Genomic DNA, 12108 nt, shown 5'->3' on the forward strand with positions numbered 1-12108 from the left:
CGAAAGGGCACCGTGCCGGGGTGACGGGACCACCATGGGTCGTTTCCAGGAGAATCCTCTGACGCGTTCACGTCAGGTGGGGACCATATACCAGGGCCAGGGCCCGGGCAGGGACAGCCCCCAAGGATTTGCTTATAGCCTCAGGGATTTCATGTGGCACGTGCCGGGCAGTACCCGTCGCTCTCTATCTAGGGAACGTGCGCCATTTTCTCAAGTGCCGGACTTAGCTGTCCGTTTCTTCGAGATGGGCGGCGAGCTTTTCGACGCGGGCGGCCAGCGTTTCAATCCTGGCGAGCACCTCGGCGGCGGGCGGGGCCGGGGAGACTGGCGTGGCCTCTTCCGGCGGCGGCATCTGTCGGTGCAGTTCGTGCAGTTCGTCTGCCAGCATGAGCGCGGCGAAGAGAAGCATGCGGGTTTCGCTCTGCCCGGGGCCGCCGCCGCCATTGGCGACGCGTTCGGCAACCATACGGCCGAGCATCTCGACATGCGATTCCTCGCCGTCCGGCGCGGAGACTGTGTAAGGGCGGCCGCCGATGCTGAGCGTGACGTTGGTCATTGCGGCAGATTGGCCAGCAGGAGATCAAGTTGCTGGATTTCCTGGCTTACCCGCTCCTTCAGCTTGCGGTGGCGGCTGCGCAGCTCGGCCACTTCGGCAGGGGCGGGGGCAGCGGCCACGGCAGCCTCTAGCCGGGCAATCGCCTGCTCGATCCTGTCGAGCGCCGCATCGAGCGGGGAATCCTGCGCCTCGGTCGTCATGGAGCTACTCGCTAGCAGAAATGCCTCGCCTCGCAAGCCGGGAACGGCCAGCCTTTCCCCAACCTTGACGCTACGGAGTGCCGCTCCCAAAGAGAGCCCGCTGCCGAATCGGCCGCGCGCGTGAGCGGCCCTTGCCGCAGGATCGAAAGCTGGGACAGACGATGACGTTGGCTGGGGAACGGGATCAGGCCGTACTGGCACCGATGGCGAATGCCATCCGGGCGCTGGCGATGGATGCGGTAGAGGCCGCGAATTCGGGACACCCCGGCATGCCGATGGGCATGGCAGATGTGGCGACCGTGCTGTTCACCGAATTTCTCAACTACGATCCCAGCGCGCCCAAATGGGCCGACCGCGATCGCTTCGTGCTTTCGGCGGGCCACGGCTCGATGCTGATCTACGCGCTGCTGCACCTCACGGGCTATGCCGCGCCTACGATCGACGACATCCGCAATTTCCGCCAGCTGGGCAGCCCCTGCGCGGGCCACCCCGAAAACGACATGCTGGAAGGCGTGGAGTGCACCACCGGTCCGCTGGGGCAGGGCCTTGCGATGGCAGTTGGCATGGCGATTGCCGAGCGCCACCTCAATGCGACGTTCGGCAGCGAGCTTGTCGATCACCGGACCTGGGTGATCGCGGGCGACGGCTGCCTGATGGAAGGCATCAACCACGAAGCAGTCGGCCTCGCGGGAACGCTGGGGCTGGGCCAGCTCAATGTCTTGTGGGACGACAACAAGATCACGATCGACGGCGACACCTCGCTTTCGACCACAGAGGACATTCTGGCGCGCTATGCTGCCAGCGGATGGCACACCGCGAGCTGTGACGGACATGATTTTGCCGATATTGCCCGCGCGCTGGCTGAAGCGGCTGCCGATCCGCGGCCTTCGCTGGTTTCGTGCAAGACAGTGATCGGCAAGGGTGCGCCCAACAAGCAGGGCGGGCACAATGTCCACGGGTCGCCGCTCGGCAAGAGCGAGATCGAAGCCGCGCGCGAGTACCTGGGCTGGACGGCGGCGCCGTTCGAGATCCCGGCAGAGATACTGGCCAACTGGCGTGCTGCCGGGGCCAAGGGTGCCGCTGCTCGCGCGGCATGGGAAGCCCGCGCAGCAGCCCACCCGCAGGGCGCTGAACTCGCACGGCGCATGGCGGGAGATCTCCCCGCCGATGTCGGCGCCAAGAACGCCTATATCGAGAGCCTGATCGCCAATCCGCCGACGGTCGCAACACGCAAGTCAAGCGAGATGGCGCTGGAGGCAATGACTGCGGTGATCCCCGAGATGGTCGGTGGTTCGGCCGACCTGACAGGCTCGAACAACACCAAGACCAAGTCGACCGGCCCGCTGACCAAGGACAGCTACGGCGGGCGCTATGTCTATTATGGCATTCGCGAGTTCGGCATGGCGGCTGCGATGAACGGCATGGCGCTTCACGGCGGCGTGATCCCCTATGGCGGCACGTTCCTCGTGTTCTCGGACTACTGCCGCAATGCCGTGCGCATGTCCGCGCTGCAGCACACCCGCGTCATCTATGTCTTCACGCATGACTCGATCGGTCTGGGTGAAGACGGCCCGACGCACCAGCCGGTCGAACATGTCATGTCGCTGCGCATGATCCCCAATTTGCTCGTGTTCCGCCCGGCGGATGCGATCGAGACGGCGGAGGCATGGAGCCTCGCGCTTGCCAATGCGCACCGCCCGACGGTGCTGGCGCTGACACGGCAGAACCTGCCGCCAGTCCGCTTTGACACCGAGTTCAAGACCGCGAAGGGGGCCTACCGCCTCGTCGCGGCAACCGCGCCGCGCAAGGTCGTGCTCATGGCGACGGGTTCGGAAGTGGCGATTGCCATGGATGTGGCCAAGGCGCTTGAAGCCGAAGGCGTGGGCGCGGATGTCGTCTCGTTTCCGTGCTGGGAGCTGTTTGACGAGCAGGACGCGGCCTACCGCGCCGATCTGCTGCCGGCGGACGTGCTCAAGGTCTCGGTCGAGGCGGGCGTCACGCTGGGCTGGCAGAAGTATGTCGGTGATGGCCTGACCATCGGCATTGACAGCTTTGGAGCATCGGCCCCCGCGCCGGTGCTTTATGACCACTTCGGCCTGACGGTTGAAAAGATCCTGCCGCGCATCAAGGCGCGGCTTTCGTAAGCCATACGTAGGAGAACAGTATCATGGCGACCAAGGTTGCGATCAACGGGTTCGGGCGCATCGGGCGCAATGTGGCGCGCGCCATCCTCGAGCGGCCCGACTGCGGCCTGGAGCTGGTTTCGATCAATGACCTCGCCAGCGCGAAGGACAATGCGCTGCTGTTCAAGCGGGACAGCGTACACGGCGCCTACAAGGGCACGGTCGAAGTGGACGGCAACGACCTCGTGATCGACGGCAAGCGCATTGCGGTAACCGCCGAGCGCGATCCCGCGAACCTTCCGCACGGCGCGCAAGGCATCGACATCGTGCTTGAATGCACCGGCTTCTTCACCGACCGCGCTTCGTGCGAAAAGCACATCGCGGCGGGCGCCAAGAAGGTGCTGATCTCGGCGCCGGGCAAGAATGTCGACCTCACTGTTGTCTACGGCGTGAACCACGACAAGCTGACGGCGGAGCACACCATCGTCTCGAACGCTTCGTGCACCACCAACTGCCTCGCGCCGTTCGCCAAGGTGCTGAACGACAGTATCGGCATCGTGCGCGGGCTGATGACCACGGTCCACGCCTATACCAACGATCAGAAGATCCTCGACCAGATCCACAGCGATCCGCGCCGTGCGCGTGCGGCAGCGATGAGCATGATCCCGACCACGACGGGTGCAGCCCGCGCGGTGGGTGAAGTGCTGCCCGAACTGAAGGGCAAGCTCGACGGTTCGGCGATCCGCGTGCCGACCCCGAACGTCTCGGTGGTGGACCTCACGTTCCAGCCCGGCCGCGACACGACCAAGGAAGAGGTCAACGCGCTGCTCAAGGCGGCTTCGGAAGGCGCGCTCAAGGGCGTGCTGGGCTTCAGCGACGAGCCGCTGGTTTCGATCGACTACAACCACGATTCGCACAGCTCGACCATCGACAGCCTCGAAACCTCGGTGATCGACGGCAAGCTGGTGCGCGTGCTTTCGTGGTACGACAACGAGTGGGGCTTCTCCAACCGCATGGTCGATACCGCCGGCGTGATGGGCGGGCTGCTTTAAGCCATGGCTAAAGCGGGACATCTTGACGGGATTGCCCGGCACAAGGTGTCCCGCGGGCCCATGGAGACGTTGGACCGCGCCCGCGTGACCCCCGACATGGGGCTGGAGGGCGATTGCCGGGGGCCGGTGCCGGAAGGCAAGAAGGGCAACCGGCAGATCACGGTCATCGAGGCCGAGAGCTGGGAAGCGGCGATGAGGAACCTTGGCGGGGCCGATGGCCTCGTTTGGTCCGACCGACGTGCCAATCTGCTGGTTTCAGGCGTGCGCCTGCCGCGCGAAGTGGGCAAGGTGATCGCCATCGGCAAGAGCTTGCGCATCGAGGTGCGCTGCGAGTGCGATCCATGCAGCCGCATGGACGCACTGCGCGACGGGCTGCGGGCAGCGCTTACGCCCGACTGGCGCGGCGGGATCTGCGGACGCGTGATCAGCGAGGGTGAGATTGCCCTGGGCGATGAAGTGAGGATCGAGGAATGAGCTTCCGTACGCTGGACGATATCGGTGATGTGCGCGGCAAGGTCGTGCTGGTGCGTGTCGATCTCAACCTCCCCATGCAGGACGGCGCGGTGACCGATGACACCCGCGTCCAGGCCGCCAAGCCCACGATCCTCGAACTCGCCGACAAGGGCGCGAAGGTGCTGCTGCTGGCCCACTTCGGGCGGCCCAAGGGCGAGCGCGTCTCGACCCAGTCGCTGAGCATGGTGATCGGCGCTGTGGAGCAGGTTCTGGGCCGCGAGGTCATGTTTGTCTCCGAGATCGCCGGGCCGGTGGTGAAGCAGGTTGTTGGCATTCTGCCCGAAGGCGGCATTGCCTGCCTTGAGAACACGCGGTTCTGGAAAGGCGAGGAGAAGAACGATCCCGCGCTCGTCAAGGCGATTGCCGAGCACGCAGACATTTATGTGAACGACGCTTTTTCAGCCGCGCACCGTGCGCATGCGACGACCGAGGGGCTGGCGCATGTGCTACCGGCCTATGCAGGCCGTTCGATGCAGGCCGAACTCGAAGCGCTCGGCAAGGCGCTGGGCGAGCCCGAAAGGCCGGTTGCAGCAGTTGTCGGCGGGGCGAAGGTTTCTTCCAAGCTCGATGTGCTCAAGCACCTCGTCGGCAAGGTCGATCACTTGATCATCGGTGGCGGCATGGCCAACACGTTCCTGGCGGCGCGCGGGGTCGATGTCGGCAAGTCGCTGTGCGAGCATGATCTGGCGCCTACTGCCGAGGCGATCCTTGATGCGGCGGATGCTTCGGGCTGCACCGTTCATTTGCCCTATGACGTTGTGGTCTCGAAGGAATTCGCGGCCAATCCGCCGTCCTTGCGCACCTGCAATGTGCATGAAGTGGCCGCCGATGAGATGATCCTCGACGTCGGCCCGGCGGCAACCGAGGCGCTCGCCGATGTGCTCAAGGTTTGCAAGACGCTGGTGTGGAACGGGCCACTCGGCGCGTTCGAGACGCCCCCGTTCGACACCGCAACGGTGGCGCTGGCGCGCACGGCGGCGGCGCTGACCCGAGAGGGTTCGCTGGTTTCGGTGGCAGGCGGCGGTGATACCGTCGCGGCGCTGAGCCATGCCGGCGTGGCGGGCGATTTCTCCTACATTTCGACTGCCGGCGGGGCCTTCCTGGAATGGATGGAAGGCCGCGTGCTGCCGGGCGTGGCGGCGCTCGAAGCGTAACAGACCTGAATAAAACGCGCGCGGGCTGCGCTGCTATATTGCGGTGCGGTACAAACCGCATTAAGGGCCGCGCATACGAATGCACACCAATGGGGGCACACCATGAACTTTGCCGAGATGAAGTCCAAGATCGCAGCGGGACAGGGCTTTATCGCAGCATTGGACCAGAGCGGCGGGTCGACCCCCAAGGCCCTCGCGGGCTATGGCATCGAAGCCGGCGCGTGGAGCAACGACGAGGAAATGTTCGGCCTGATCCACGCGATGCGGGCGCGGATTATCCGTTCGGCTGCGTTCACTGGCGAGAAGGTGATCGGCGCCATCCTGTTCGAGCGCACGATGGATGGCGACGTTGACGGGACGCCGGTCCCCGAGGCGCTTATCGCCAAAGGCGTGGTGCCGTTCATCAAGATCGACAAGGGCCTCGAAGACGAGGTGAACGGCGTGCAGCTGATGAAGCCAATGCCGACGCTTGACGCACTGCTTGAGCGGTCGAAGGCGCTTGGTGTGTTCGGGACCAAGGAGCGTTCGGTGATCAACTCGGCGAACCGCGAGGGCATTGCGGCCGTCGTCGCGCAGCAGTTCGAGGTGGGCCGGCAGGTCCTTAGCCATGGCATGATGCCGATCATCGAGCCCGAGGTGAACATCAAGAGCGAAACGCGCGCCGCGTGCGATACGATTCTGCTCGAAGAGACGCTGAAGCAACTTGATGCCTTGGCCGAGGGCGAAGAGGTGATGCTCAAGCTTTCGCTGCCGGTGGTGCCCGGCACGTTCGATCCGCTGGTGGCGCATCCGCGCGTGCTGCGCGTTGTTGCGCTTTCGGGTGGTTACAAGCGGCCCGAAGCCTGCGTCGAGCTTGCCAAGAACAACGGCATTATCGCAAGCTTCAGCCGCGCCCTGCTCGAAGACCTGCGCGCGCAGATGAGCGATGACGCGTTTGATGCCTCGCTCGGCGCTGCGATCGACGAGATTCATCGCGGTTCGACGGTGAAGACGGCCTGACAGCGTTGCGGGGCGCCAAGTAAGCCCAACCTTCGTCATTGCGAGGAGTGTAACGACGAAGCAATCCAGAGCGCGGCGCACTACCGCTCTGGATTGCTTCGCTCCGCTCGCAATGACGAAGGGTGGGTTTGTTTGTTCGGGTTTCTTTCTGCACCGCGTCGGCTGGCAGCGACTGCGTTGGCTCGCCGCCCCATTTGCGCTCATGGACCCGGCTCGCTAAGGCACAGGAATGTCTGATCTTGCCTGCCAGCTTTACCTGATCTCGCCGCTCGAAGTAGGTGGCCTGTTCCCCGACCGGCTTGCCCGCGCGCTTGATGCGGGGCCGGTCGCGGCGTTCCAGTTTCGCGTGAAGGGTCTAGACGAGCACGAGGCGGCGCGTCTGGCCGATCCTCTCCAACGCATCTGCGCAGACCGCGATGTGGCCTTCATCGTCAACGACTCGATCAGCCTCGCCAAGCGGCTCGGCGCGGATGGCGTGCATCTAGGGCAGGACGACGGCAGCGTGGCGGACGCCCGCGCGCGGCTCGGCAAAGCGGCTCAGATCGGCGTTACTTGCCATGCAAGCCGGCACCTTGCCATGGAAGCGGGCGAGGTGGGCGCCGACTACGTTGCCTTCGGGGCATTCTTCCCAAGCGCGACCAAGGACACCAAGCATGTCGCCGAGCCGGAACTGCTGGAATGGTGGTCGCGGCTGTTCGAGCTGCCTTGCGTCGCGATCGGCGGGATTACTGCGGCCAATTGCGGACCGCTGGCTCAAGCAGGCGCCGATTTCCTTGCGGTCAGCCATGCCGTTTGGGGCGGCGACGAAGCTGCAGGCGTCCGCGCCCTCAACGATGCCATCGCGAGAGCGGCGGGCTGAGCGACTTATTCGGCCGAAGCGCCTTCGCCTGCGCTGTATTCATCACGCACGGCGCCCGCCCGCACGCAGCGTAGCCCGTCGCGCTTGCCATCCGGTCCAAGCTTGAGAAGCGAAAGGCCGACCTTTTCGAAGCGGCGCCCGGCGAGGGGCCCTGAGGTCATCGTGAAGGTCTTGCCGAGCAGGAGATAGGTGCCCCGCACACCGCCTGTCAGATAGCTGGAATCGGGCACGATGCTGAAGTTGCTCTCCGGCTGCGGGACGGGCGGCGTTGTGGCATCGCCCGGAAGCTCGCAGGTCCACCGGCCTTGCGGTACCGTCCACATCGCACCGCCGGGTGCGGCCATCGCGGGGGCGGCAGCGAGGAGCACGAGGGCGGGGAGCGCAATGCGGATCATGGCGCAGGGGCTAGCATGCGACGGCGGCTTGAAGCAATCGCCGCTTGGCGCTAAGGGCCGCGCTCCCGCACCCTTTCGGCGTGCATCCCAATTCCTCCATTCACTGGGGCTCTTTCCATCATGAAGATCAGCGGCGTGGACATCCGTCCGGGCAATATCCTGGAATACGAAAAGGGCATCTGGAAGGTTGCCAAGACCCAGCACACGCAGCCCGGCAAGGGCGGCGCGTTCATGCAGGTCGAGATGAAGAACCTGATCGATGGCCGCAAGACCAACGTGCGCTTCCGCAGTGCCGACACGGTCGAGCGCGTTCGCCTCGATACGAAGGACTTCCAGTTCCTCTACAAGGAAGGCGACGACCTGATCTTCATGGACGTGGAAACCTACGACCAGATCACGCTGCCGGCTGACCTTCTGGGCGAAGCCGTGGCCTTCCTGCAGGACGGCATGACCGTGCTGCTCGAAATGTGGGAAGAGCGCCCGATTTCGGTGCAGCTGCCCGAGCAGGTCGAGGCGACGATCGTCGAGGCCGATGCCGTCGTGAAGGGGCAGACCGCTTCGTCCAGCTTCAAGCCCGCGATCCTCGACAACGGTGTGCGCGTGATGGTGCCGCCGCATATTGCAAGCGGGACGCGGATCATCGTTGACGTCTACGAGCGTACTTACGTCGGCAAGGTGGGCTGAGGCGCATGTCAGCCATTTCAGGCCTGATGCGGGTGATGGAGAAGGCGGCCCGCAAGGCTGGTCAGCGGTTGCGCCGTGATTTCGGCGAAGTCGAGCATCTCCAGGTGAGCCGCAAGGGGCCGGCGGACTTCGTTTCCAAGGCCGATCAGGCCGCCGAGCGGACGCTGTGGGACGAGCTGCGCGCGGCGCGGCCCGGTTGGGGCTTCGTACTTGAAGAGGGCGGCACGATCGAAGGCGAGCCGGGCAAGCCGCGCTTCATCATCGATCCACTCGACGGCACCAGCAACTTCCTTCACGGCATCCCGCATTTCGCGATTTCGATCGCGGTGCAGGAGCCGACGCTGGACGGCAAAGGCTGGGGCGAGGTGACCGCAGGCATCGTCTACCAGCCGATCACCGATGAAAGCTTCTGGGCCGAGAAGAGCCGCGGCGCGTGGCTGCAGGACCGGCGTCTGCGCGTTTCGGCGCGGCGTTATCTCGATGAAGCGCTGATCGCCACCGGCATTCCCTTTGCGGGGCGCGGCGACATGGGCGAGTGGACACGGATCTATCACGAGCTGGGGCCGCGCGTGGCGGGGATCAGGCGGCATGGTTCGGCGGCACTTGACCTTGCGTGGGTCGCGGCCGGTCGGTTCGACGGGTTCTGGGAAAGCTCCTTGCAGCCGTGGGATACGGCCGCCGGGTGCCTGCTGGTGCGTGAAGCAGGCGGGTTCGTTTCCGACTATCGTGGCCGCTCGCAGCCGATCTGCGACGAGACCGTGCTAGCCGGCAACGATGCGCTGCATTCCAAGCTGCACAAGCTGGTGGTCGGCGCGATCAAGACGGCTTGATGCCCCGGGCGGGGGCAGTTAAACCCCTGCGAGAGTGCCCCTGTGGTGGAATGGTAGACGCGACCGACTCAAAATCGGTTATCGAGAGATGTGCCAGTTCGAGTCTGGCCAGGGGCACCATTTCCGTATCAATTGGCTGCGTAGCGGGTCTTGTGTTCCTGCTATGTTCACGTTAGGCCTTGCCTCATGGCCAAACCTAAACGCCGATATGTCTGCCAGGCCTGCGGCGGGGTTTCGCCCCGTTGGCAGGGCCAGTGCCCGGATTGTTCCGAGTGGAGCACCTTGCAGGAGGATGCTCCGGAGACGGTGTTTTCCTCCAAACATGACCTCTCCAGCGGTGGGCGGCCGGTCGCCTTTGTCGCGCTCGATCAGCCGGTAAAGCTGCCGGAGCGACGCAAGACGAGACTGGCGGAGTTTGATCGGGCGCTGGGCGGCGGGCTGGTGCCCGGTTCAGCTATCCTGATGGGCGGCGATCCCGGAATCGGGAAATCCACGCTGCTGCTGCAGGCGGCGGCAAAGGTCGCAGTGGCTGGGGGCGATGCGGTCTATATCAGCGGCGAGGAAGCGGCCGATCAGGTGCGACTGCGCGCGGACAGGCTCGGTCTCGGCGGCGCGCCGATCCGGCTCGCGGCGGCGACTTCAGTGCGCGATATCCTCACCACGCTCAACACGATGGACCCGCCCGCGCTTGTAGTGATCGATTCGATCCAGACGATGTATTCCGACCAGATCGAAGGCGCGCCGGGGACGGTAAGCCAGGTGCGCGGCTGTGCGTTCGAGCTGATCCGCTATGCCAAGGCGAGCGGCGCGGCATTGGTGCTGGTTGGGCACGTGACCAAGGATGGCACGATCGCGGGCCCGCGCGTGCTGGAGCACATGGTCGACGTGGTGATGAGCTTCGAAGGCGAGCGCAGCCACCAGTACCGCATCCTGCGCGCGCTCAAGAACCGTTTCGGCGCGGTGGACGAGATCGGCGTTTTCGCGATGGCAGGGGCAGGGCTGGAGGAAGTCGGCAATCCTTCGCTGCTGTTCCTTTCGGGGCGCGAGAGCCCGGTGCCTGGAAGCGCGGTGTTTCCCGCGCTGGAAGGAACGCGGCCGGTGCTGGTCGAGATCCAGGCGCTGACGGTGCGGCTGCAAAGCGGGGCGACCCCGCGCCGCGCGGTTGTGGGATGGGACAGCGGACGGCTCGCGATGCTGCTGGCGGTGCTCGAAGCGCGCTGCGGGCTCAACTTCTCCAGTGCGGAGGTATACCTCAACGTTGCTGGAGGTTACCGTCTTACCGATCCTGCGGCGGATCTGGCGGTCGCGGCGGCGCTTATTTCGGCGCTTTCGGACCGGCCCCTTTCAGGGGCCTCGGCGTGGTTCGGTGAGATCTCCCTCGCCGGAGAAGTCCGCCCGGTTGCGCATTCCTCGATCCGGCTGCGCGAGGCGGCAAAGCTGGGATTCGACAAGGCACATGGCCCGGCGGGCAGTCAGGAGAGGGTGCCGGGGATCTCTTACGCGCCGATCACACTGCTGCCGAACCTGGTTGACCGGGTGATGGGCGGCTCGTAGATTTCCCCGCGATGACCGGCTTCGATTATGTTGTTTTCCTGATCGTTGCGGTCTGCGCGATCGGCGGGTTCTTTCGCGGCTTTGTCGAGGAAGTCCTTTCTCTGCTCGCGTGGTGCGTTGGCCTGTTCGCCGTGCGCTACGGCCATGAACCGCTGACGCATCTGCTTGCGCCCTATCTCAAGAATGAGACCGGCGCAGGTGTGCTGGCCTTCGCGATCCTGACCATCATCCCCTATTTTGCCGCCAAGATGATCGCCGCATCGATCGGCAGCGCGAGCAGGAGTTCGGTGCTGGGGCCGATCGACCGCGTGCTCGGGTTCGGCTTCGGGGCGATCAAGGGCTTTGTGATCATGGTCCTCGGGTTCTCGCTGCTGGTGTTCGGTTATGACATCGTCTGGGGCGCAGACGGGCGGCCGACCTGGATTACCGCGGCGCGCACCTATCCGTTCCTGAATGCGGCAAGCGAGGAACTCATGACGATCATCGACGGTCGCCGCGAGGAAGCCGCCAAAGCCGCAAAGAAGGCAGAGGCGGACAAGGAAAGCGCGCTGGAGAAGGCGGCGCGCGATGCGGCAAGGAAGGCTGCACGGCGCGAGTTGCAGCGGCGCCTCAGCAAAGCGGCGAACGGCGAATGACCGCGCCGGCCCGCACGCTTTACACGCCCGAAATCCTTGGCGCGGCGACGGCGCTCGCCGATTTCGGATGGGACGAGACCCTGCCGCTGCGGGGTGAGGCTCGCTCGCGCAGTTGCGGCAGCACGCTGGCACTCGGGCTGGCGGTGGACGGCGAGGGACGGATCAGCGCGCTAGGCCTGCGCCCGCATGCCTGCGCGATCGGGCAGGCGGCCGCCTTTGCCTTTGCCAGCGCGGCTAAAGGGCGCACCCAGGCGGATATTGCCGAGGCGCGTGAGGACCTTGCGGACTGGCTGGCCGGGACGGGCACCACACCGGATTGGCCCGGGATTGCGCTAGTCGAGCCGGCGCTCGGTTATCCGGCACGGCATGGGGCAATCATGCTGGCATGGGATGCGGCATTGGCCGCGCTTGGGTGAGCGCTGGCTGGCGCCTCTATCGCTTGTCGAGGGTTGCTTCGTTGCTTCGCGCTGCACGATGACGAAACAGGCGGCAAGATTTCTTTGTATTGGCGCACTTTCCCGGCAGGCTTTGCTTCGCTACAGCCCGCGCTTCAG

Annotated in this window: 14 protein-coding genes and 1 tRNA gene; 12 read left to right on the forward strand and 3 right to left on the reverse strand. The window is 65.1% G+C overall.

The annotated features are described in order from the left end of the window. Positions 1 to 223 precede the first annotated feature (223 nt). A complete protein-coding gene (locus tag Q0082_RS17025) occupies positions 224 to 556 on the reverse strand; it encodes a cell division protein ZapA (protein ID WP_298194803.1) in 333 nt (110 codons plus the stop codon). Beyond that, positions 553 to 756 (reverse strand): hypothetical protein, encoded by a 204-nt coding sequence (locus tag Q0082_RS17030; RefSeq protein WP_298174800.1) that lies wholly within the window; start codon positions 754 to 756, stop codon positions 553 to 555. Before Q0082_RS17030 ends, Q0082_RS17025 begins: the two co-directional genes overlap by 4 nt. Positions 757 to 917: 161 nt before the next feature. Between Q0082_RS17030 and tkt the strand changes: the two genes are divergently transcribed. The 6 genes from tkt to thiE all read left to right on the forward strand — a co-directional run bounded on the left by tkt (position 918) and on the right by thiE (position 7456). Then, on the forward strand, positions 918 to 2900 hold the full coding sequence (tkt, locus tag Q0082_RS17035; protein WP_298194804.1) for a transketolase: 1983 nt from the start codon (positions 918 to 920) through the stop codon (positions 2898 to 2900). A gap of 23 nt (positions 2901 to 2923) precedes the next feature. Continuing rightward, positions 2924 to 3931 (forward strand): type I glyceraldehyde-3-phosphate dehydrogenase, encoded by a 1008-nt coding sequence (gap, locus tag Q0082_RS17040; RefSeq protein WP_298194805.1) that lies wholly within the window; start codon positions 2924 to 2926, stop codon positions 3929 to 3931. A gap of 45 nt (positions 3932 to 3976) precedes the next feature. Then, the gene (locus Q0082_RS17045) at positions 3977 to 4405 is read left to right on the forward strand and encodes an MOSC domain-containing protein (RefSeq protein ID WP_366522576.1); all 429 of its coding nucleotides are present in this window, start codon (positions 3977 to 3979) and stop codon (positions 4403 to 4405) included. Beyond that, entirely contained in the window at positions 4402 to 5598 is a 1197-nt protein-coding gene (locus tag Q0082_RS17050) for a phosphoglycerate kinase (RefSeq protein ID WP_298194806.1), read from the forward strand. Before Q0082_RS17045 ends, Q0082_RS17050 begins: the two co-directional genes overlap by 4 nt. Before the next feature lie 102 nt (positions 5599 to 5700). Beyond that, entirely contained in the window at positions 5701 to 6597 is an 897-nt protein-coding gene (locus Q0082_RS17055) for a fructose bisphosphate aldolase (protein WP_298194807.1), read from the forward strand. 229 nt (positions 6598 to 6826) lie between these two features. Further along, positions 6827 to 7456: a thiamine phosphate synthase gene (gene thiE / locus Q0082_RS17060; protein WP_298194808.1), complete on the forward strand. Its 630-nt coding sequence runs from the start codon at positions 6827 to 6829 to the stop codon at positions 7454 to 7456. Between the two features lie 5 nt (positions 7457 to 7461). Here thiE and Q0082_RS17065 read toward each other — a convergent pair whose 3' ends face one another. Continuing rightward, positions 7462 to 7851: a hypothetical protein gene (locus Q0082_RS17065; protein ID WP_298194809.1), complete on the reverse strand. Its 390-nt coding sequence runs from the start codon at positions 7849 to 7851 to the stop codon at positions 7462 to 7464. A gap of 120 nt (positions 7852 to 7971) precedes the next feature. Here Q0082_RS17065 and efp point away from each other — a divergent pair, with 120 nt between their 5' ends. The 6 genes from efp (at position 7972) to Q0082_RS17095 (ending at position 11970) form a co-directional block, all read left to right on the forward strand. Beyond that, entirely contained in the window at positions 7972 to 8535 is a 564-nt protein-coding gene (gene efp, locus Q0082_RS17070) for an elongation factor P (RefSeq protein WP_298194810.1), read from the forward strand. Between the two features lie 5 nt (positions 8536 to 8540). Beyond that, complete coding sequence (locus Q0082_RS17075) at positions 8541 to 9365, forward strand: inositol monophosphatase family protein (RefSeq protein ID WP_298194811.1); 825 nt, start codon at positions 8541 to 8543, stop codon at positions 9363 to 9365. A 36-nt stretch (positions 9366 to 9401) separates the two neighbouring features. Beyond that, positions 9402 to 9485 (forward strand) — tRNA-Leu (locus Q0082_RS17080). Between the two features lie 66 nt (positions 9486 to 9551). Next, positions 9552 to 10919, forward strand: a complete 1368-nt coding sequence (gene radA, locus Q0082_RS17085) for a DNA repair protein RadA (RefSeq protein ID WP_298194812.1) — start codon at positions 9552 to 9554, stop codon at positions 10917 to 10919. A gap of 11 nt (positions 10920 to 10930) precedes the next feature. Then, positions 10931 to 11554 (forward strand): CvpA family protein, encoded by a 624-nt coding sequence (locus tag Q0082_RS17090; protein WP_298194813.1) that lies wholly within the window; start codon positions 10931 to 10933, stop codon positions 11552 to 11554. Next, entirely contained in the window at positions 11551 to 11970 is a 420-nt protein-coding gene (locus tag Q0082_RS17095) for an iron-sulfur cluster assembly scaffold protein (RefSeq protein WP_298194814.1), read from the forward strand. Before Q0082_RS17090 ends, Q0082_RS17095 begins: the two co-directional genes overlap by 4 nt. Positions 11971 to 12108: the final 138 nt, after the last annotated feature.

The organism is Novosphingobium sp., assembly GCF_027489515.1.
GTDB lineage: Bacteria > Pseudomonadota > Alphaproteobacteria > Sphingomonadales > Sphingomonadaceae > Novosphingobium.